This window comes from Mesorhizobium vachelliae, assembly GCF_033977325.1.
Lineage (GTDB): Bacteria > Pseudomonadota > Alphaproteobacteria > Rhizobiales > Rhizobiaceae > Mesorhizobium > Mesorhizobium vachelliae.
In genome coordinates this window covers 164,041-183,055 of record NZ_JAVIIR010000015.1, presented here as the reverse complement: position 1 = coordinate 183,055, position 19,015 = coordinate 164,041, and the positions used below count along the sequence as shown (strand labels likewise).

The window sequence follows — 19,015 nt, the reverse complement described above, 5'->3', positions numbered from 1 at the left end:
TCGCTACATCAACATGGACGACCTGCGCGAGCACAAGAAGCTCGCCCTACGCCAAGCCGCATGACCAGCAACAGGGCCGCCCCTTTTTGCTGAACTTGACGCACACAACCTTTTAAGTTGGTCGGAGTGGCAGGATTTGAACCTGCGACCCCCTGATCCCAAATCAGGTGCGCTACCAGGCTGCGCTACACTCCGACGTCCCGCGGCGTATAGGGGGCGGACGCCCGGAAGGCAACACAAAAACGGAGGTCTTCCGATCCGGGCAGGTGCCGCTGCATTGACGAGAGCCCTGGGCCTCGATTTCGACAACGGTGCCCGGATCGCCACGATGACCCGCAAGGCGTGGCTGCAAGCAGCGCTTGAGGACTTCGCCGCCTCGGCCGGCACGTTCGCGGCTTTTATGCAGAAGTGACTGTTCAGCTCAGCGCTTCTGGCCGGCGATCTTCCTGGCGATCGCGGTGCCCTGGATTATTGCGTTGGCAAAGCAGCCGCGAATGCTCGGCCGCATGCCGGTGAACCATAGTCCGGGCAGCTTCGGATCGTTCGCGGCGCCGTTGAACAGCGGCACGCCCTTGGCGTCGAGCACGCCAAGCCCATCCAGCATCGTCTCCAGCCCGGTGCGATAGCCGGTGGCCGCAATGACGACGTCGGGCGCGATCGTCTGGCCATTGTCGAGCACGACGCCGTCGGGCCTGAATTCGCGCAGCTGCGGCACGACGATGATACGCCCGGCCTTGATGGCTTCGACCGCGCCGTCATCCGCGGCAATTGCCGTATAGTCGGAGCCGAGCCGGCTGGCGCCGCCAGCCGGGGCAGGGGGCAGGCCGTATTTCGTCAGATCGCCGAACACCAGTCGCTGCGTCGCCGCCATGACCGCGTCAGCGAGCCTTGTCGGCAGGTTGGCCATGAGCGGCGATATGCGGTGCACGGCGATCTTGCCGACGCGTTTGGGCAGCAGCGAAGGTCCGTTGCGCGCCGAAAGCCACATCTGGCCCGTCTCGACACGGGCAAGATGGTTGAGCGCGTCGAAGCCGGAATTGCCGGCGCCGACCACCAGCACCTTCTTGCCGGCATAGTCGCCCGCCTTGCCGAAATCGGCCGAGTGGATGATCGATCCCGAAAAATCCCCCATGCCCTTCCAGGCCGGAATGAAGGGCTGCCGGTCCCGTCCGGTGGCGATCACCACATACCGCGCCGCCTTCAGGCCCGCATTCGTCCGCAGCAGCCAGTGGTCGTTGCGAAATTCGATCCCCTCGACCACGACACCGAAGGAGATAGGCAGCCGGTGCGTTTTGGCGAAATCGTTGAGGTGGCGGATGACGGCGCTGCGATGCGGGAAGGCCGGCGTCCCTGCCGGATAGGAAACGCCGGGCAATGAGGAGAGGTCGCGATGCGTGTTGAGATGCAGATTGTCGTGACGGCGATGCCAGGGCTCGGCCAGCCGCCCCTCGCGTTCCAGCATTTGCACCGTCACACCGGCCCCGGCCAGCGCATGCGCGACGGCAAGCCCGGCGGCGCCCGCGCCGATGACAATCGCTCCGTCCAGTATTGCTGGCTCGCCGACCCCCGACGGCAAGGCTTTCGCTTCCGCGCCCATTCGTGTCTTTATCGTCGTCATCATGCCTTCAAGTGGCACGATCATGTATCTGACATATGCCGCCCACCGGACAAAAGGAATAGCTGGCTGTTGCAAAAACCTCCGGCATTGTGTCGCGGATTTTTTACAAGCGCTGGCTAATGAACCGGGTCGGCGTGGCGATGCACCAGCTTGAACGCGCCGTCCTCCAGCCGAAACACTTCCGTCACCCGCAAGGTCATCTCGGTCGCCTCGCCGTTCCTGCCCATGCGCGTCTTGGCATGCTGCAGGCCGGTCCAGAAGGCCAGATCGCCGCTCGCCGAAGCCTGCAGCACCTCGAGGTCGGTGCTGCCGCCCTTGTGGAAGCTCGCGGCGTCGCGTTCGTAGCGGCCCGCAACCGCCTCGGCGCCTTCGAGATGGTCGCCGCGCGGCGAAAAGAATGTCGCCGGCCCGGCATGGGTGACGATCGCCTTCAGTGAGGTGGCGTCGCCGTTGACATAGTCCTCGGCGATCTTCTCGCGCTGCTTCATGAAGGCATCGAAGGACGAGCCGCCGGGATGCACCCTCCTGATCCAGGTTTCCAGGCCGGCCATGAAATTCTCGAGGAAGGCGGCGGTGTCGGCATTGGTAACGGCGCCCTTGTCGTCGAGCAGCTCCGCGGCATTGCCGATATAAGCCTCCGGCTGCTGCATCGCCGGCATGTCGAGGAAGACGAAGGTCTGCCGAAGCGCCTGGTTGGAGCCGAAGGCGCCGATCTTGCTCGGGCTGACGCTGACGACCCCGGCGGGCAAGCCCTTGAACACGCTCTTGCCCGGCGGACGCGAGCCGACATCGAGCGCATTCTTCAGGCAGCCCGGGATCGAGCGGTTGTATTCCGGAGTGACGAACAGCACCGCGTCGCATTCGCGTATCGCCGCGCGGAAGGCCCACCACGCCGCCGGCGGGCTTTCGCCGTCGAGATCCTCGTTGTAGAGGGGCAGCTCGCCGATCTCGATGAAGCGGCAGCGCACCGAATCCGGCGCGCGGGCGGCCAGCGCCTTGGCGATCTTGCGGCTGAAGGATTGGGCGCGCAGGCTGCCGACAAGCACGGCGAGCTGCAGGACGGCATGTTCGGTTGCATCGGTCATGGCGAAACGTCCGTTTTGGTGGTGGCTCACAGGGAAGGCCGGCACGGCTCGGCCCGCCCGACGTTTCGATAATGTCGGCGGCGGAGCGAGGTTCCCCGCGCCGGCGCGGGCGCCCCCCGGCGCTTGCGGCCTTGCCGCCGCGGTGATTGCACAGTAATGACGGGTTGGCGCGAGGTTTCAGGCTCCCGATGAGGCCCTGGGACATGGCGCTGAACAAGAGTGCCCGGTCTTCGGGCGGCAAAGAGGTGGTCATGTCCGCGCGCATTTTCAGTCCAGCCAAAACCGCGATGCAGTCCGGCAAGGCCAAGACCGGACATTGGGTGCTGGAATTCGATCCCGCCCAGCGCAAGAAGATCGACCCGCTGATGGGCTACACCACCTCGGGCGACATGCTGAGCCAGGTGAAGCTCACCTTCGACACGAAGGAAGAGGCGGTCGCCTATGCCGAGAAGGAAAAGATCGCCTACCGCGTCGAAGAGCCGAAGGAAGCCAAGCGCCGGCAGATTTCCTATTCGGACAATTTCCGCTATGACCGCAGGACGCCCTGGACGCACTGACTTTCGAGTCTTGCCTCACTCGGTATGACGTATCAGCCGGCCTGGCCGGCCGACGGTCCCGTAGCTCAGCTGGATAGAGCACCGGCCTTCTAAGCCGATGGTCGCAGGTTCGAATCCTGCCGGGATCGCCAGTTTATTCAATGGTTTACGAAATCTGGCTGACCCTGGATCTAACCTTCGCCAACGGCTCGGTCGCGAAAAAAGCTCGCTCAGAAATCGCTCACGGCCCGCCCGGCCGGGCCGCCAAGATAAGTGTTCCACACATAATCCCGAAGCATTTCCCGGTGCTCCACCGTTCGATGATGACGGCTCGGTCTTTCAGGGTAAGACACGCCGGCCAAGTGAAAAAAGGCGCCGTCGATGAATTCGTGTTGTCCCACAGCGCCCGCCATCGTCATCGGCCGCTGTTCCAAAGTTGCGACGGCGACATCCGTCTCAGCGAGTTTGGAGTAGAGGATCGCCCAGTTGGCGCCGCCAGTGTCGAGGCCAAGGTTAATGCGGGGTTCGAAATTCAGTTTGTAGGCGGCTACCGCGGAGAACCGGTAGAAGCAGTAGCCTGCCCATAAATTCCAGTGCCGGTCGTCCGGCTTGGCCTTGTAGACGTGATTTTCGGTGCCGTACGCCCTGCGGCCATACACGGCTTTGCCGTTCAGCCTGGACGGGATGTCGAACGGCACGACCGGGAAGCAGTCGTGGTCGATGAAGCCGAAGAGTTCCGGCTTGAGGGGACGCACGATGTTGTGGAAGGCCCAGGTGATCGCCGTTCCGTGCGATCTCGACAGGTGCTTTTCGACCCGCATCGGCAAGGCAAGGTAGGGCACGCCGCGCATCTTGCAGATGCAGGCGATCGCCTCTCTCGCCGCAACCTTCGTCGAGTTGTCGACGACGGCCAGCGTCATTCCCGGCGGCCGCATCTCCCACGCTTTCGTCAAGGCGTCGATCACCCACGGCACATTGAAGGCGACCGTGATGCACACGCGCGACACCCCGGCGTCCTGCAGTTCCTTCGCAAAAAGGCGACCGGATGCGCGTCCCCGATATTCGAAGACCTTGTAGACGGCCTGGTTCCTGAGCGCCCTTATCCGGATCACCGTCCGGCTTCGGCTCAGTCTGTCAACCAGCGGTTTGAATGCCAAGGCTGCCTCGCGTCAGTCACAGCCCCCGATGATCTCTTTGCCCGGCGCCGCCGGAAAATCAAGCGGTCGAATTTCGCTCGCCGGCCCAAAGCACCACCGATGTCCAGTCGCTTACGTCAACTCGACGTGGCATTGGGACAATGACAAGGTCAAACGCGAGGCGGCGATGCTCACTGGTCTGATCGAGCCTTTTGTCGAGAAGCATTTTGTGGCAGGCAACGCGCCAAAATAGCAGGGGGCAGATGGCGCGAATGACGAAGTCGTGTTTCTTCCTGGCGACGGATGCCAATTATTTTGCGTATGCCTGCCTGGTCGCGCGCCGCATAATCGATGTCTCTACGCCGATCGATGGCTACCTGCTCTACACCGGTGCGCGCCATCCGGATCTTGAAGTCGGCCGCCGCCTGTTGAAGGACAGGGTTGCGCTGGTCGATGTTTCGCAATTCATGACAGATTCGCGATTTTCTCCCGGATCATACAGCATTGCCGCTTACATCCGACTCTTTACCGATCAGCTTCCAATTTTCGCACAATATGACCGCATCGCGTATACGGATTCCGATGTCCTCTTCAACAGAGACATCAATGACTTGGCTGGACAACCGCTGCGCGCTCCGCTGCTCGCCGCGCATGACGACTACATGTATTTCAGGCCTTCGTATCGACAGAAGCTCAACCTGGCCCCGGGCGCGCCATACTTCAATTCCGGTGTCGTTGTCTTCGACATGAACGCCGTCCGGGGGGACGCCCTCCTGGAGCGCACGAGACAGACCGCCATCCGCGGCAAGATGAATGACCAAAATGCCCTCAACATCGTCTTCGAGGGCAAATGGCAGACGATGCACCCGAACTGGAACCTGCAATCGCTCGGAACGAGGGAATTTCGCTTCTCCCAGGCCTGGGCCAGGCATTTCGCCGGCGGCAAGCCGTGGGGCAACCAGGTCGGGGTCGAGCTGGAAGCGCTGAGCATCTGGCGCGACCTGGCAAAGGACACGCCCTGGCGCAAGCCGTTCGAGCAGCGCATACCCTTCGAGCGCGGCGTGATGAAGCGCTTCTTCCGCCGCTTCGACGCCGTCGCGGGCCTTTTCGGCAAGGATATCCAGCGCCGCCGCGCCCGATATGACGGCGCGAAGATGCATCAGATCTACGCCCGGCAAGCGGAAGAAGGCGCGATGGCGGTCCAGTTCCCGGAAGTGCTTGGCGGCTTCGGCTGAACCATCCGTCGCCACGGCCTGTGGATAGCAACCGCCCGTTTACCATGCGCGGGCGCACGCGTTGCGGCCGGGCATCCGACTCGCCGAAATGGAGCGGCCTGAACCCGTCAGGCACCCCCGAAGCCCTGCGGCCGGCGTTTTCATGTATCCCACGGGACGCGTGCGTGAACGCGTTCCAAGTATGCGTCGGCCGTCACTGCGCCTGCATTGAAAAGCCCGCCGCGGCAATGGGAAACCGCGACGGGCTTGATGGCGTCCCTCATAGGACGCCATGGGAAAATCGGAGCTACGCCAGCAGGCCGGCGACCTTGGCGGCCTTGCGCAGCGTCTTGCGGGCCTCCACCGGGCTGCGCAGACCATCGAGCGCGTCGCGGCAGACGCGGTTCGCCGAGCGCCAGGCGCCGTCGCGCGCCTGTCCAGGCCAGCGTTGGTCGAGGCATTCCATCGCCTCGAAACAGCTTGATACCTTGCGCTGGCCGTTTGGCTGGAAATCGATCACGACCGGTTCGGAAAACCAGACATCGTTCATCACTCTCTCCATTCTTATGATTGTATTGGGGCAAGCAAGCGGCGCCGGATGGCGACGTTGCAGGCCTAGGGCGATTGCCGACCCGCGCGTTAACCAACCACCGTGCATTAGGTTCCGAAGAATTTCAGGGCCAGCGCAATTCCAGGAAAGTGTGAGCGGTCAGGCTCGACGCTTTCGCCGTAGCCTTCCGTCCGGAATTGCGTAGAAACAAAGAGATAGGCCAATGCGCCGTCTCTGTGAAACGGTGAGGCGGCCCAGGACGGGCCGCGACAGGGTCATGGGCCGGCCAACCCGCGATTGCGGACGGCTGAAAAATCGCGTGACCAAAGTCACTGCCGCACCCTCGCGGGCGGCGCTAATGAATCCGGCAGGCTGATGAAACGCGGGAAGACCTCTCATGCTTATCGCCGTGCTCGCATCCTCCATGACCGTTGCCACCTTGATGGCGACCGCTTTCGGGCTCTACGAGGAAGCGCGACTGAACCGCTCGCACACTGAGGCGGACCGTGCGCGCGCGTTTCGAACGGAGCGCCGCTTTCCCGTCAATTGGCGCGATCGGTAGGCCCGACACCGCCAGGCATGTTCACCCCGCTTCAGTTGGCCATGTTCATCTTTCGGGCCGGAATCCTGCTTTCTCCGGCGGCGTTCGCGATGCTGGTGCTTTTATGGCTTTACTATCGATAGGCAGGCCTGTGGAACGCCAGGCCCGCCATGCTCTATTCCACCAGCACATGCGCCTCGCGCGCGGCGACGACGAAGGCCTCCCTGGCATTGTCCGCCGCGACGTCGCCGCGGATCGCCCGGCGGCAGGCGCGCAGCGCCGCGCCATGCAACGCGCTGCCAGCATCGCGCCATTGGCCGGTCAGCAGTTCGACCGCCTGCTCGGCGTTGGATATGTGGCGGATCGAGCCGGAAAGCCCGACCGCCACTTCCACCGGCCTGGAAAACCATCCTTGGATCATCGCTAAAACCTCCCGAAGTATATCGTAACACGATATATTTTATCGTAGAGTTGCGTCGCGAAACGTCAACTTAACGTGAAGCCGTTTCATGAAGGTGGCGCAGGTTGCTCATCTTCCAAGCGGTCTCCGTGAAAGCTCGATCAATTCCGCCTCGTCGGTGATGCCCGCCATGTAATTGGCGATGATGCGCGAGGCGCGCGCTTCCTTCTGCTCGGCAGTCTCGCCTTCGAAATTGCCGGTTTTGTAGACACGGCCAAGCATGGCCGTCTCGTCGGGGTTGAACGTGTTGCGTATGACGGACATGGCTTCCTCCTGCCCGGCCTCTTTGCCCGGCTAATATTAGCACGAGATTGGGAGTGAGTCGCGGCAACATCGTGGCCGAGGTCCCTTCAGCCGGACACGCCGGTTGCTGCGCTTCCTTGCCTGCGCGGCTGGCCGCTGTTTTGCCGGGCTCGTTATATTCTTGCCGAATGAGCGCTGCGCTGATACGCATTAGCAGCGTGGAATTTTTCCGAGTCTGCATTGACTTGAGCACAGAAAAGCGCCGCGCGTTCTGTCCGAGACCAGCAACTCCGGCGTGGTGGCAACCGGGTTACGAAGGGGTTCTGGTCGACAAAGAAGCAGGGCAGGTCCCGCGTCCAAAACGGGGCAGGCTCGTCAACGCTCTGGAACTCTGAAGCCATTGCCCCCATGGCCTTCGGAAGAGCATGAAGCATGGGGAAATCGATGGCTACCAAGAAACTTACCGCCAACGCAGAAAGCGCGGCAGCCTTTCTTGCGGTGATGGGCAACGAGAAGCGTTTGCTCATCATGAACTACCTCGCCGAGGGCGAACTCTCGGTCGGCGTGCTCGCCGACAAGGTCGAACTCAGCCAGTCAGCGCTGTCGCAACACCTGGCCAAACTGCGCAGGTTTGGCCTGGTCGAAACCCGCCGTGATCGTCAGATGGTCTATTATTCCTGCAAGTCTTCGGCAGCGCGCGAGCTTCTGGCGCTGCTCGATGGCCTGTTGGCCATGGACAAGCCGCTTGCCGGACCGGCAAGGCAGGCCTTTGTCGAGAGGATGCGGCGGCCGCAGGCTGCTTGAACTGCCTGCCACGCACGGACGAGGCCGGGGGGCCTTCGTCCGGTGCGGCGCCTCGATGGCACGGATGCAAAGAGACGGCAATCCAAGGGCGCCATGGCGGGCATCTCGTCCCTTCGTCGAAGTCTTACGAATTCTTAATTTAGCGGTCACACGTCTGCCAGGAAAGCGTTCGAAAGGGGGAAACCTGTCAAACCGGAGCCGCGCAGCATGGCCGTCGCCACGACCTACACGTCCGCCCAGAAATTCCTTCACTGGACCCTATTCGTCCTCGTCGTCCTGCTTTATGCCCTGACCTACGGCGACGCCTTCTATTCCCGCGGGGACCCGGCGGTCGCATTGTTCTGGCGATTGCACATTTCGTTTGGCCTTCTGTTGGCCGCTCTCGTGTTCTGGCGCGTGGTGCTGCGCGGCCTTCGGGGAGCACCTGGCCTTCCGTCGGAAATGTCCGCTCCCGAGCGGGCCGCGGCGAAGGTCGGGCATCTCATCCTTTATGTCCTGCTGGTCGCAATTCCCGTCCTTGGCATTTTGTTGACCTGGTTCCGAGGCGATGCGTTGAGCTTCTTCGGCCTGTTCACGATTCCTGCGCCCTTCGCTCCGGACAGGACGACCGCGCGAACCATTCGCGAGCTTCATTCGCTATGCGCGAACGGCATACTGATCGTGGCCGGCCTGCACGCCTTGGCTGCGCTCTATCACCACTTGATTCGCCGGGACGCGATCCTGACCAGAATGCTGCCGGGAAATCGCTAGCCGGCGGGTTCCGCGCGGCGGCGGACTGGTTTTGGTCTCGCCAGTGCCCCATCACTTTTGATTGAAGGGTAATGCGCCGGCGTGGCCGCGGACGTTCGCAAGGCAATGATAATATGCCTTTTTTGCCGACGCCGATCGATCCTGCCGGCACGAAGTTTACGGATTTGTAAGTCGCCCGGCCGGGCTCCGTTGGCTAAACTTCAAAGCGATCCACACCCCCGGATCATGACGGCGCTGAACTTCCACTTCGGCTCCGTAAGAGGCTCGCCGCTCCCGGCGGGCCTCTTTCGTTTTGAGGTCCGGTGCCTTGCGGGCTCAACAGGGCGATCCCGGCTTGGTTTCGTCGGGAAGCTTCTGCCTGGCAATCTGGACTCCCGATTCCCCGTCACCTATCACATCGCGCAATGGTTCCATGCCGGGTTCCCGATCCGCGAAGCGGCGGGTAGCGTGGCATTTTTGATCTTCGGTGCTGACGATGTTCGATACGCAAAAAGCCAGGGCCGCTTCGCGCCTGTTGGTGACCCACTGGGACAATGGCACCCGTCTCGATGCAATACCCGAGACGATGCGGCCGCTGACACGCTCGGAAGGCTATGCCGTCCAGTCGCATGTGATGGACCGCTCGGCGGCGCCGCTTTTCGGCTGGAAAATTGCCGCAACCAGCCTGGCCGGGCAAAGGCATATCAACGTTGACGGTCCGATGGCGGGGCGCCTGCTGGCGGAGAAGGCGGTCGAGGTCGGCGGAGCCGTTTCGCTGGCGACGAGCAGGATGCGCGTGGCCGAGATCGAATTTGCCTTTCGCTTCGGCCGCGCCCTGAAGCCACGCGCCGAACCCTACAAGATCGCCGAAGTGATGGATGCCGTGGCGACCCTGCATCCGGCGATCGAGATACCGGACTCGCGATATGACGATTTCTGCGCGGTCGGCGCGGCGCAACTCATCGCGGACAATGCCTGCGCCAATATGTTCGTCATCGGCGAGGCCGTTGAGGACGATTGGCGCGATGTGGATCTGGCGAAGCACTCGGTGGTCGGGTTCGTCACCGGGAAGTCGCGTCATGACGGATCGGGAGCGGCCGTGCTGGGCGATCCCCGGATTGCCCTTCAATGGATCGTCAACGAATTGTCGGGCCTGGGCATCGCGCTGGAGCCGGAGCAGGTGGTGATAACCGGCACCTGCGTCAAGCCGATAGAAGTCGAGCCCGGGGATGAAGTCACCGGCGACCTGGGCAGGTTCGGCCGCGTCTCGGTCAGGTTCGTGTGATCAGGCCTTTGCGCCGCGCTGCCTTGTGATGACGCTGCGCGCGATGAGCACCAGAACGGTGATGATGATCAGGATCACCGAGAGCGCCGCGATCGCCGGATCGATGTTGTCGCGCAGGCCCATCCACATCAGCCGGGGCAGGGTGATGGCGTTCACCGAGGTGATGAACAAAGTCACGCCGATCTCTTCCCATGACAGCACGAAGGAAAGCAGCGCCGCGGTGACGATGCCGAACTTGATGTTGGGCATGATGACGCGCGTCGCGCGTTCCCACACGCTTGCGCCGAGGCCGCGCGCGGCAAGGTCGATACGCCGGTCAAGCTGGCTGAGCGACACCAGGATGAGCACCGTGGCGAAGGGCACGGTCATCACCGAATGCGCCATGGCGACGCCGAGCCAGGTATCGTAGCCGAAGAACGAGGTCAGGCCGGAGACAGAGGTGAGCAGGAAATAGAGCGTCACCGCCGAGACCACCGGCGGCACCACCATCGGCAGCAGCACGAAGCCCACGAGAGCAGCGGTAAAGCGCGGCTGGAACATCCACACGCCGAGGCTGAAGGTCAGCGCAAGCGCGGTGGAAAGGATGCTGCTGACGACGCCGATCCTGAGCGAGAGCAGGATCGAATCCAGCCATCGCGGATCCTCGATCAGCGAGCGGTAGTGGCGCAGCGACAATTCGCCCGTCGGCATGGTCAGCATGCGGCTCGGCGTCAGCGACACCGGGATGACGGCAAGCAGCGGCATCAAAAGGAAAAGCGCCACCAGCACGGCGAGGATGAGCGAGACGGGCCCGGGGCGATAAGTCGGCATCTTGGCTACACCAATTGCTTCGGTTTGACGTAGCGGAACAGAAGCGCCATCAGCGCGCCGACGAACACCACCAGCACGACGCTGATCGCCGCCCCCAACCCCCAGTCAGGGCTCTGGAAGATGCGCAGATAGATCAGCTCCGCGATCATCACGCTGCGGCCGCCGCCGAGGATCGCAGGGGTGACGAAGAAGCCGAGCGAAAAGACGAAGGTGATCAGCGCCGAGCCGATGATGCCGGAGCGCGTCATCGGCACGAATACCGTCCAGAAGGTGCGCATGCGGCTGGAGCCTAGCCCGCGCGCCGCAAGCAGCACGCGCTCGTCCAGGCTGCGCATGGCGGAAGCCAGCGGGAACACCGCGAAGGGGATCAAGAAGTGCGACATGCCGACGATGACGCCGAACTCGTTGCGCACCAAAGTCAGCGGCTCAGAGATGAAGCCGATCGATTGCAGCCAGGTGTTGATCAGACCGCGATTGGAGAGCAGCGCCACCCAGCCGAAGGCGCGCGTCAGAACCGAGATCCAGAACGGCACCAGGATGCAGAATTCGGCAAGCACGCGCTGCACCGGACTGCCGCGCACCCATACCACGGTGATGGCATAGGCGGCAGTGACCGAGACGATCGTGACGATCGCCGCGATGCGCAGCGTGCGTATGAACACCGACTGCACCAGATCGTCGGTAAGCAAGGCATGGTACTGGCCGAGCCCGGGCGTCGGCAGGGTGAAGCTCCACTTCACCACGCCCAGGAACGGCCAGGCATAGGCAAGCACGAGGAACAGGAGCAGCGGCGCCATCAACAGCGCCGCGCCCATCCTGTCGGAGAGGGGGCCTCTCATCGCCAAGAAGCTCTCGGCAGAGCATTTTGCAGCCAAGTGAAATCACTTGGCGTCGCATAAATGCGACCAACAAAAAGACAGAGCGGGATGCCCCAATCCATCAAAATGCATCCCGCTCTCAGGCCGAGATGATCTTGGTGTATTCGTCGAGCGCGGCGCCGTAGTTCTTGGCGTACCACTCCATGTCGAGCGGGATCTGCTTGGCCATGTTCGCCGGATCGACAGGGTTGATGCGCTTCTTGTCGGCCGGGATCAGCGCGTCGGCGGCCGGATTAGCCGGACCCTGTCCAAGCTTGTCGAACATGATGAGCTGCTTTTGCGGATCTTGTGCGCTGGCGATGAACTTCATCGCCGCGTCCTTGCCGCCGGGGTTGTTCTTCAGGACCGCCAGCGCGCCGGGCGAGATCAGGCCCTGGTCCCAGATGAACTTGATCTGGCCACCGGAGTCCTGCTCGATCAGCGAGGCGCGGGTCGACCACACGATCGCCATCGAGGCCTCGCCGTTGAGCAGCACGCTCTGGCTTTCGGCGCCGCCGCCCCAATATGAGACCACGTTTTCCTTGAAGGCGGCGATCTTGTCATGCGCGCGCTTCAGGTCGAGCGGGTAAAGCGAGGCCGGCGCCACGCCGTCGGCGAGAAGAGCGGCCTCCCAGCTCGACACGCCCCATTTGTAGAGCGACCGCTTGCCGGGGAACTTCTTGACGTCGAAGAAGTCGGCCATGCCGGTCGGCGCGTTGGAGCCGAACTTCTGCGAGTCGTAGGCGATCACATAGGAAAAGAAGTAGGTGGACGCCGCATACTCCCAGCCGAAGCCCGGCCGCATCTTGCTCTTGTCGACGATCTTGTAGTCGATCGGCTCGAGCATGCCCTGGCCGCCGAGCGTGATGGCCGAGAACGGATCGACGTCGACCAGATCCCAGGTCGGCGCGCCGCTCTTGAACTGCGCGGCGATCGCGCCTTCGGTCGGGCCCGAGCCGTCCATCTTGACCGGGATGCCTGTTTCCTTGGTGAAGGCCTGGCCGTAGGCCGCGTCGTAAGCGGTGATGGCGTCGCCGCCCCAGTTCACCAGCACCAGCCCTTTGGTCTCGGCTTGAGCGCCGGTCGAGCGCAACAGCATCGGCGTGCCGGCGAGCACGAGGCCAGCGAGCTGCGCGAACTGCCGGCGCGAGATTTCGCCGCGCTTGGTCCGCTCGGCGAGGGATTCGATCGTCTGTTTCTTGGTATCGCTCATGTCAGTTCCCCTTGTTGTCGTTGATTTGAACCAGAAGCCGGCGCGGCGAATTCAGGCCGCGGCGGCAGGTGCTTACTGTCCTCCGTCCGGAAGGAGGAAACCCTTTTCGGCCGGCCATGTCAGCCAGACGGAATTGCCTTTGCTCAGAGCTGCGGCGGCCACCTCGTTCGGCACCGAGACGGTGACCTTGGCGCCCTGGCGCGTGGTGAGGTCGAGCTTGGTCGCCGCGCCCAGATAGGTCGAGGCGACAGCGGTCGCGGCGATGCCGTTCTCATTGACCGACGCTTCCGGCGCGATCGACATGTCCTCTGGCCGGATGGCGAGAATGGCGTCGCCCTTTATCGCTTCCGCCTTGCAGCGCATGTTGACCGCGCGGTCCTCGCAGAGCCCGGTGGCGCCATTGTCGGCGGGGCGCACGCCCTTTACCGGCAGCATGTTGATCTCGCCGAGGAACTCGGCGACGAAGCGGTTGGCGGGCCGATCATAGACCTCGTCCGGCCTGCCCACCTGCAAGAGCTTGCCGTGATTGAAGATTGCGACGCGCGACGACAGCGCCAGCGCCTCGCTCTGGTCATGGGTGACGAAGACGAAGGTGGTGCCGGTCTCCTGGTGCAGCCGCTTCATCTCGGCCTGCATCTGGCCGCGCAGGCTCTTGTCCAGCGCCGAGAACGGCTCGTCGAGGAGCAGCACGCCCGGCTCGAACACCAGCGCGCGCGCCAGCGCCACGCGCTGCTGCTGGCCGCCCGAAAGCTGCGCCGGCAGCTTCTTCTCATGCCCCTTGAGGCCGACGCGCTCGACCATCTCGCCGACACGTTGCTTGATCTCGGAAGCGGATTTCTTGCGCACCTTGAGCGGGAAGGCGATGTTCTGCTCCACGCTCATATGCGGAAAGAGCGCATAACCCTGGAACACCATGCCGGCGGCACGCTGCTCGGCCGGCCGGTTGGTGATGTCAACGCCGTCGCTGAAAAGCTTGCCTTCGCTCGGCTGCACGAAGCCGGCCAAAATCATCAGGAAAGTGGTCTTGCCGGAGCCGGAGGGCCCGAGCAGCGTCAGGAACTCGCCGCGGCCGATATCGAGCGTGAGATTGTCCAGCGCCCGGAACGAGCCGAAGCTCTTACCGATCCCGTTCGCCTTGATTTCTGCGGCCCGGCCGGGTTGTTGCATCCTGGCTCTTTCCTCAGTTCCCAATGAAATCGTAGGCATGGCTGCGGCTCACCGCAACCGAATAGTTTTCGCCTGACCGGCAAATTTGATTCACGGGTGGCGCCAAATCTCCCCCCTTGAGGGGGAGATGTCGCCGAACGCGACAGGGGGGTCGCTGCGCGTGAAGCGCCGACGGCCAGCGCGACACCGATGGTGCTGGCGCTCTACGTGAGACGACCCCCTCTGACCGCTTCGCGGCCATCTCCCCCTCAAGGGGGGAGATTAGAGCCTGCTCTCCGACAACTTCGCCCTCAACCAGTCGCTGAAGGCGTTGAGCACCGGGTGCCCCGCCTTGGCATGCTCGAAGACCAGGAAATAGGCGCGGGGCGAGGGCACGGTCGCCTCGAATGGCTTGACCAGGCGGCCTTCGCTCAGCGCCCGGCGGCCGGTAAGCTCGTCGCCGAGGGCAATTCCCTGGCCGGCGATCGCCGCCGAGAAGACAAGGTTCATGTCGGAAAAGAAGATGCCGCCTTCGGTATCCGGATTTTCTACCTTGGACAGCGCCAGCCAGCGCGCCCAGTCCTCGGTGTCGCTGAGATGGAGCAGATTGGCGCGCAGCACGTCGGCGGGTTTGGAAAATCCGCCGATCTTGTTGAGCAGCGTCGGGCTGCACAGCGGCGTGAAGGAGACCTCGCACAGCAGCTCCACCGCCCGGTTCGGCCAGTTGCCGACGCCGAAGGCGATGAAGGCATCGGCCTCCGGATTGCTGACATCGTCGAGCCGCCTTGGCGTCAGCACGGAGAGGGCCACATCCGGATACATCTGCTGGAACTCGCCGATATGCGTGCACAGGAACATCGAGGCGAAGCCCGGCGGACAGGAGATGGCGAAGGAGCCGCCGACGCCGGTGCCGCCGCCCTGCGTCACCGCGTCGCCAAGCACGGTCAGCGCCTTCCTGACATCGGCCGCGTAGCGCTGGCCGCGCGGTGTCAGTGCCACGCCCTTGCCGATGCGCTGGAGGAGATCGAAGCCGAGGTCGCGTTCGAGCAGCCGTAGCTGATGCGAGACGGCGCTGCGGGTGAGGTGAAGCTCGTCGGCGGCGCGCCAGACGCTGCCGTGACGGGCAAAACTGTCGAGGGCGCGCAGCGCCTGCGTGGACGGTATTCGCAAGAGGCCTCAGGTGAACCGAATTTGCACGAGCCGGGAAAACATATCACTTTTTGATGAGCCGCTTCACTGCTTTCTTTGAGCCATGGACAAACCGGTGACGACCTCGGCGCAAGAAACCGCGCTTGCCTGCATCGACAGCATCCAGCCGCTGCTCTCGGCCTGGACGCGCAGCATCTTCGATTTCGGCGAAACCGCCTGGCGCGAGTACCAGTCGGCTGCCTGGTATGTGGATCGGCTGAAGCGCGAAGGCTTTTCGGTCGAGGAAGGCTCGGGCGGCATGCCGACCGCCTTCTGCGCCCACTGGACCAATGGTGACGGACCCACGATCGGCATGTATGGCGAATATGACGCCGTGCCGGGCAACTGCCAGGATGCAGCGACGGTAAAGCGGCCGCGAGAGGGCCTGGGATTCCAGGCTGGCGGCCATACCGATCCGCATTCTGGGCTCGGCATAGGCAGCCTCGGCGGGCTTTTAGCCACCAAGGCTGCGATGCTCGAGCACGGCATCAAGGGCACGCTGCGCTTCACCGGCGAGCCGGCCGAGAAGGTGAGGGGATCGAAACCGATCCATGCGGCCAAGGGCTATTATGACGGCCTAGCCGGCATGATCTCCTTCCATCCCTTCTACATGCTGCCGCTTTGCAATACCGCGCGCTGGGACACGCATTGCGGCGCCGCTTATTCGATGATCTACCGTTTCGTGTGTGACGAACCCGAAAATTGGGTTCGCGCCAGCGACGGCGCGCCGATCCCGCAGGCGCATTCGGCGGTGAGGGCGCCCGGCGCCAACGACGCGCTGATGATGATGTACATGGCCTCCAAGGCGCTGCGCGACTCCATGCTGACGCACCAGGGCGGCTGGTCGATCAGCGAGGCGATCCTGACGGCGGGGCAGGCGACCGCCGACAATCTCCCGGCCGGGCTGGCTGAAATCCAATACATGATCCGCGTGCCGACCATTGCCATGGCCGAGCAGGTGACCGCGGTGCTGGATCGCAACGCGGAAGCTGCCGCGACGATGAGCGGCTGCCGTTACGAGCGTCATTGGGTGTCGAAGTCGCGGCCCGGTCTTGCCAACCACGCCATGGCCGACATCACCTATCAGGCGCTTTCCGCCGTCGGTGCGCCACGCTGGAGCGAAGAGGCGAGGGCGATCGCCCGCGAGGTCCAGGTCAATGCCGGCGGCGTGGCGACCGAGAACCCCTTCATCGACGAGCTGGAGCGGCTGATCACGCCGCAGGAGGCCGAGGCGATCCTGCGCCGCGACCTGCCGCCGTCGCAGGTGAATTCCACCTCCGACGACTACACCGACATGAGCTGGCACGCGCCGACGTCGCGCTTCTATGTCGCGCGACCGGCGCTGCGCGCCGAGAACGGCCATGTGTATCCGTCCTGGGTGATGAACGCGCTGGGCGGCATTCCCGCCACCATCGATCCGATGGTGACTTGCGCCGCGAAGACCGTGGCGCTGACGGCACTGCGTCTGCTCGAGGACAAGGCCGCGCGCAATGCCGCCATGGACGAGTTCGTCAAGCGGACCGGCGGCGGCGTCGGCGGCTCGAACTGGATCGCGCCGCTCTGTGACTACGAACCGCCGATCAATTTCCGCTGGCCGGAATATGTCACCACGCCGCGTGGGCGCGACTGGTGGATCCCGGCCGCTTCCACCGCATGACCGATCAACAGAACAGTCCAGAGGAGAACTCCATGACCGTCCATGACCGCATCGTCGCCGAGCCGTTCTCGCTGCAGCGCCGCAATCCCAACGGCGGCACCAAGCCGTTGACCGCCTGGGGCTTCGCCAACGAAACCGATGTCTTGACCGACGTGCTGCTCGGCTCGCCCAATTTCCTGCGCCATCTCTCGACTAGCTCGCTGTCGCGGAAGCATCTGCGCGAGGCGCCCTGCAACGTCCAGATCGCGCAGGCGCAGCACAAGGACCTTGTCGCGGCCTACGAGCATTTCGGCGTTAACATCCACTGGCACGAGCCGACGCCGGAACTGCCGATGCAGGTCTATTCGCGCGACTCCAGCGTCATGACGCCTTACGGCGCCTTCATCACCGCCATGGCCAACTGGTGGCGGCGCGGTGAGAATTACGCCGCCATCCGCACCTATGAGAAGCTCGGCATCCCGATCTACGACATGGTGACCGCCGGCACTTTCGAGGGCGGCGACTTCAACGTCATCGAGGACGGCGTGGTGCTGATCGGCTGCGGCGGCGCCCGCACGCAGGAAGAGGGCGCGCGCCAGGTGCAGTCCTGGTTCGACAAGGAAGGCTGGGAGACGCGTCTTGCCTTCATCGACGAGTATTACGTGCATATCGACCTGATGGTGGTGCCGATCGCCGAAAAGCTCACCGCCGTGTGCCTCGCCTGCACCGAGCCCGGCATTGTCGACTGGCTGAAAGACAAGGGCCACGAGATCATCGACGTGCCCTTCCAGGACACGATGGCGCTCGGCTGCAACTTCATGTCGCTCGGCAAGGACAGGGTGATCGCGCCGACCTCCAGCAAGACGCTGATCGAGAAGCTCAAGGCTCAAGGCTTCGAGGTCGCCGCTGTCGACATGAGCGAGATCTCCAAGACCGGCGGCGGCATCCACTGCATGGCGCAGGCGCTGAAGCGCGTGCCGGCGTAACGGGCTTTCGAAGTTCGGTAACCACCAAAGGGAACGCCCATCCCTCTGGCCGATAGGCCGGGGGGATATTTCTATTTGGCGCCTTGGCCTGTCAGGAGATTTCGCCCGCTCCGGTTCCGACCAGTCTGATCCTGCGCTAGGCTCCCTAGCCGAAACAGGATTGCCGCAAAGATGATCGTCCAGGCCTGCATCAACGGTGCCCGACCCGCCGACTTCCGCTCCGCATTGCCGCTCGACCCCGAGGCCATGGCGCGCGACGCCACAGCCTCGATCGCGGCGGGCGCGGCCGAGATGCATGTCCATGCGCGCGGCGCCGACGGCCGGGAGAGCCTGGCGCCGGAGGCGATGGACAGGACGGTCTCCGCCCTGCGCCTTGCCTGTCCCGGCACGCTGATCGGCGTCTCCACCGGCGCCTGGATCGAGAAGGACGACCTTCGCACCCAGGTCGCCATCTCCGGCTGGCGCGAATTGCCCGACTATGCCTCGGTCAATCTCAGCGAGACGGCGGCACCCGTCGTCATGGAAAGCCTGCGCCAGCGCGGCATCGGCATCGAGGCTGGCCTAGCGTCGGTCGCCGACGCGGAACGGCTGGTCGGCCTCGATCATGGCGGTCGGGTGCTGCGCGTGCTGATCGAGATTTCCGAGCAGGCGCTGGACGAAGCCTTTGCCGTGGCCGACGGTATCGAGAAGGTGCTGGCACGCGCCGGCATCCGCCGCTCGATCCTGCTGCATGGCGAGAATGCGACCGTGTGGCCGTTTGTCGAGCGGGCGGCGGCAAGGAAGTTTTCGACGCGGGTCGGGCTGGAGGATGGCAAGGAATTGCCGGACGGCAATGTCGCGGAGGGCAATGCGGCGCTGGTGGCCGCGGCGGTGAAGATTTATCGCTCTCGGTGAAAGTGCTGGCTGGCGGGACAGCGCCCCCCTCTGGCCTGCCGGCCATCTCCCCCACAAGGAGGGAGATCAATGTCGCGCCAGCTT

Annotated in this window: 22 protein-coding genes and 2 tRNA genes; 12 read left to right on the top strand and 12 right to left on the bottom strand. The window is 63.6% G+C overall.

Annotation, left to right across the window (positions count from 1 at the left end; translation table 11 throughout):
• Positions 1–118: 118 nt before the first annotated feature.
• A tRNA-Pro gene (locus tag RFM41_RS27250) sits at positions 119–195 on the bottom strand.
• 82 nt (positions 196–277) lie between these two features.
• Here RFM41_RS27250 and RFM41_RS27245 point away from each other — a divergent pair.
• Complete coding sequence (locus tag RFM41_RS27245; protein WP_320252308.1) at positions 278–412, top strand: hypothetical protein; 135 nt, start codon at positions 278–280, stop codon at positions 410–412.
• Positions 413–421: 9 nt separating this feature from the next.
• Here the strand turns inward: RFM41_RS27245 and RFM41_RS27240 are convergent, their stop codons facing one another.
• The gene (locus tag RFM41_RS27240) at positions 422–1,597 is read right to left on the bottom strand and encodes a flavin-containing monooxygenase (RefSeq protein ID WP_320319315.1); all 1,176 of its coding nucleotides are present in this window, start codon (positions 1,595–1,597) and stop codon (positions 422–424) included.
• Between the two features lie 137 nt (positions 1,598–1,734).
• Positions 1,735–2,703: an NAD(P)H-dependent oxidoreductase gene (locus RFM41_RS27235; RefSeq protein ID WP_320252310.1), complete on the bottom strand. Its 969-nt coding sequence runs from the start codon at positions 2,701–2,703 to the stop codon at positions 1,735–1,737.
• Between the two features lie 251 nt (positions 2,704–2,954).
• Between RFM41_RS27235 and RFM41_RS27230 the strand changes: the two genes are divergently transcribed.
• Both RFM41_RS27230 and RFM41_RS27225 read left to right on the top strand, forming a co-directional pair.
• On the top strand, positions 2,955–3,260 hold the full coding sequence (locus RFM41_RS27230; RefSeq protein WP_112101520.1) for an ETC complex I subunit: 306 nt from the start codon (positions 2,955–2,957) through the stop codon (positions 3,258–3,260).
• 54 nt (positions 3,261–3,314) lie between these two features.
• Positions 3,315–3,391 (top strand) — tRNA-Arg (locus tag RFM41_RS27225).
• A 78-nt stretch (positions 3,392–3,469) separates the two neighbouring features.
• Here the strand turns inward: RFM41_RS27225 and RFM41_RS27220 are convergent.
• Positions 3,470–4,396, bottom strand: coding sequence for a hypothetical protein (locus tag RFM41_RS27220; protein ID WP_320252311.1), 927 nt, complete (start codon positions 4,394–4,396; stop codon positions 3,470–3,472).
• 28 nt (positions 4,397–4,424) lie between these two features.
• Between RFM41_RS27220 and RFM41_RS27215 the strand changes: the two genes are divergently transcribed.
• Both RFM41_RS27215 and RFM41_RS27210 read left to right on the top strand, forming a co-directional pair.
• The gene (locus RFM41_RS27215; RefSeq protein ID WP_320252312.1) at positions 4,425–4,628 is read left to right on the top strand and encodes a hypothetical protein; all 204 of its coding nucleotides are present in this window, start codon (positions 4,425–4,427) and stop codon (positions 4,626–4,628) included.
• A gap of 10 nt (positions 4,629–4,638) precedes the next feature.
• Positions 4,639–5,610 (top strand): glycosyltransferase family 8 protein, encoded by a 972-nt coding sequence (locus RFM41_RS27210; RefSeq protein WP_320252313.1) that lies wholly within the window; start codon positions 4,639–4,641, stop codon positions 5,608–5,610.
• 286 nt (positions 5,611–5,896) lie between these two features.
• Here RFM41_RS27210 and RFM41_RS27205 read toward each other — a convergent pair whose 3' ends face one another.
• Positions 5,897–6,139, bottom strand: a complete 243-nt coding sequence (locus RFM41_RS27205; protein ID WP_320252314.1) for a DUF982 domain-containing protein — start codon at positions 6,137–6,139, stop codon at positions 5,897–5,899.
• A 397-nt stretch (positions 6,140–6,536) separates the two neighbouring features.
• Here RFM41_RS27205 and RFM41_RS27200 point away from each other — a divergent pair, with 397 nt between their 5' ends.
• Positions 6,537–6,701, top strand: a complete 165-nt coding sequence (locus RFM41_RS27200; protein ID WP_320252315.1) for a hypothetical protein — start codon at positions 6,537–6,539, stop codon at positions 6,699–6,701.
• Between the two features lie 154 nt (positions 6,702–6,855).
• Here the strand turns inward: RFM41_RS27200 and RFM41_RS27195 are convergent, their stop codons facing one another.
• Complete coding sequence (locus tag RFM41_RS27195) at positions 6,856–7,101, bottom strand: DUF982 domain-containing protein (RefSeq protein WP_320252316.1); 246 nt, start codon at positions 7,099–7,101, stop codon at positions 6,856–6,858.
• A gap of 108 nt (positions 7,102–7,209) precedes the next feature.
• On the bottom strand, positions 7,210–7,404 hold the full coding sequence (locus tag RFM41_RS27190) for a hypothetical protein (RefSeq protein WP_320252317.1): 195 nt from the start codon (positions 7,402–7,404) through the stop codon (positions 7,210–7,212).
• Between the two features lie 423 nt (positions 7,405–7,827).
• On the opposite strand from RFM41_RS27190, the gene RFM41_RS27185 reads away from it, so the two are divergent.
• The 3 genes from RFM41_RS27185 to RFM41_RS27175 all read left to right on the top strand — a co-directional run bounded on the left by RFM41_RS27185 (position 7,828) and on the right by RFM41_RS27175 (position 10,201).
• Complete coding sequence (locus RFM41_RS27185; protein ID WP_320252318.1) at positions 7,828–8,187, top strand: ArsR/SmtB family transcription factor; 360 nt, start codon at positions 7,828–7,830, stop codon at positions 8,185–8,187.
• A gap of 207 nt (positions 8,188–8,394) precedes the next feature.
• Positions 8,395–8,937, top strand: a complete 543-nt coding sequence (locus RFM41_RS27180; RefSeq protein WP_320252319.1) for a cytochrome b — start codon at positions 8,395–8,397, stop codon at positions 8,935–8,937.
• A 475-nt stretch (positions 8,938–9,412) separates the two neighbouring features.
• Positions 9,413–10,201: a 2-keto-4-pentenoate hydratase gene (locus RFM41_RS27175; RefSeq protein WP_320252320.1), complete on the top strand. Its 789-nt coding sequence runs from the start codon at positions 9,413–9,415 to the stop codon at positions 10,199–10,201.
• Here RFM41_RS27175 and RFM41_RS27170 read toward each other — a convergent pair whose 3' ends face one another.
• From RFM41_RS27170 to RFM41_RS27150, 5 genes are all read right to left on the bottom strand, one after another.
• A complete protein-coding gene (locus RFM41_RS27170) occupies positions 10,202–11,011 on the bottom strand; it encodes an ABC transporter permease (protein ID WP_320252321.1) in 810 nt (269 codons plus the stop codon).
• A gap of 5 nt (positions 11,012–11,016) precedes the next feature.
• The gene (locus RFM41_RS27165; protein ID WP_320252322.1) at positions 11,017–11,850 is read right to left on the bottom strand and encodes an ABC transporter permease; all 834 of its coding nucleotides are present in this window, start codon (positions 11,848–11,850) and stop codon (positions 11,017–11,019) included.
• 118 nt (positions 11,851–11,968) lie between these two features.
• Complete coding sequence (locus tag RFM41_RS27160) at positions 11,969–13,081, bottom strand: ABC transporter substrate-binding protein (RefSeq protein ID WP_320252323.1); 1,113 nt, start codon at positions 13,079–13,081, stop codon at positions 11,969–11,971.
• 72 nt (positions 13,082–13,153) lie between these two features.
• Positions 13,154–14,248: an ABC transporter ATP-binding protein gene (locus tag RFM41_RS27155; protein WP_320252324.1), complete on the bottom strand. Its 1,095-nt coding sequence runs from the start codon at positions 14,246–14,248 to the stop codon at positions 13,154–13,156.
• 261 nt (positions 14,249–14,509) lie between these two features.
• A complete protein-coding gene (locus tag RFM41_RS27150) occupies positions 14,510–15,397 on the bottom strand; it encodes a LysR substrate-binding domain-containing protein (RefSeq protein WP_320252325.1) in 888 nt (295 codons plus the stop codon).
• Between the two features lie 82 nt (positions 15,398–15,479).
• On the opposite strand from RFM41_RS27150, the gene RFM41_RS27145 reads away from it, so the two are divergent.
• From RFM41_RS27145 to RFM41_RS27135, 3 genes are all read left to right on the top strand, one after another.
• Positions 15,480–17,072, top strand: a complete 1,593-nt coding sequence (locus RFM41_RS27145; RefSeq protein ID WP_320252326.1) for a zinc-binding metallopeptidase family protein — start codon at positions 15,480–15,482, stop codon at positions 17,070–17,072.
• A 32-nt stretch (positions 17,073–17,104) separates the two neighbouring features.
• Positions 17,105–18,037, top strand: coding sequence for a dimethylarginine dimethylaminohydrolase family protein (locus tag RFM41_RS27140; protein WP_320252327.1), 933 nt, complete (start codon positions 17,105–17,107; stop codon positions 18,035–18,037).
• A 171-nt stretch (positions 18,038–18,208) separates the two neighbouring features.
• Complete coding sequence (locus tag RFM41_RS27135) at positions 18,209–18,931, top strand: 3-keto-5-aminohexanoate cleavage protein (RefSeq protein WP_320252328.1); 723 nt, start codon at positions 18,209–18,211, stop codon at positions 18,929–18,931.
• The last annotated feature ends 84 nt before the right edge of the window (positions 18,932–19,015 follow it).

Coding starts and splice junctions, on each gene's coding strand:
- RFM41_RS27170 (WP_320252321.1), bottom strand. CDS start 11,011: ATGCCGACTTATCGCCCCGGGCCCGTCTCGCTCATCCTCGCCGTGCTG.
- RFM41_RS27160 (WP_320252323.1), bottom strand. CDS start 13,081: ATGAGCGATACCAAGAAACAGACGATCGAATCCCTCGCCGAGCGGACC.
- RFM41_RS27205 (WP_320252314.1), bottom strand. CDS start 6,139: ATGAACGATGTCTGGTTTTCCGAACCGGTCGTGATCGATTTCCAGCCA.
- RFM41_RS27200 (WP_320252315.1), top strand. CDS start 6,537: ATGCTTATCGCCGTGCTCGCATCCTCCATGACCGTTGCCACCTTGATG.
- RFM41_RS27195 (WP_320252316.1), bottom strand. CDS start 7,101: ATGATCCAAGGATGGTTTTCCAGGCCGGTGGAAGTGGCGGTCGGGCTT.
- RFM41_RS27185 (WP_320252318.1), top strand. CDS start 7,828: ATGGCTACCAAGAAACTTACCGCCAACGCAGAAAGCGCGGCAGCCTTT.
- RFM41_RS27240 (WP_320319315.1), bottom strand. CDS start 1,597: ATGGGCGCGGAAGCGAAAGCCTTGCCGTCGGGGGTCGGCGAGCCAGCA.
- RFM41_RS27140 (WP_320252327.1), top strand. CDS start 17,105: ATGACCGTCCATGACCGCATCGTCGCCGAGCCGTTCTCGCTGCAGCGC.
- RFM41_RS27155 (WP_320252324.1), bottom strand. CDS start 14,248: ATGCAACAACCCGGCCGGGCCGCAGAAATCAAGGCGAACGGGATCGGT.
- RFM41_RS27230 (WP_112101520.1), top strand. CDS start 2,955: ATGTCCGCGCGCATTTTCAGTCCAGCCAAAACCGCGATGCAGTCCGGC.
- RFM41_RS27135 (WP_320252328.1), top strand. CDS start 18,209: ATGATCGTCCAGGCCTGCATCAACGGTGCCCGACCCGCCGACTTCCGC.
- RFM41_RS27145 (WP_320252326.1), top strand. CDS start 15,480: ATGGACAAACCGGTGACGACCTCGGCGCAAGAAACCGCGCTTGCCTGC.
- RFM41_RS27235 (WP_320252310.1), bottom strand. CDS start 2,703: ATGACCGATGCAACCGAACATGCCGTCCTGCAGCTCGCCGTGCTTGTC.
- RFM41_RS27215 (WP_320252312.1), top strand. CDS start 4,425: ATGATCTCTTTGCCCGGCGCCGCCGGAAAATCAAGCGGTCGAATTTCG.
- RFM41_RS27190 (WP_320252317.1), bottom strand. CDS start 7,404: ATGTCCGTCATACGCAACACGTTCAACCCCGACGAGACGGCCATGCTT.
- RFM41_RS27180 (WP_320252319.1), top strand. CDS start 8,395: ATGGCCGTCGCCACGACCTACACGTCCGCCCAGAAATTCCTTCACTGG.
- RFM41_RS27175 (WP_320252320.1), top strand. CDS start 9,413: ATGTTCGATACGCAAAAAGCCAGGGCCGCTTCGCGCCTGTTGGTGACC.
- RFM41_RS27165 (WP_320252322.1), bottom strand. CDS start 11,850: ATGAGAGGCCCCCTCTCCGACAGGATGGGCGCGGCGCTGTTGATGGCG.
- RFM41_RS27210 (WP_320252313.1), top strand. CDS start 4,639: ATGGCGCGAATGACGAAGTCGTGTTTCTTCCTGGCGACGGATGCCAAT.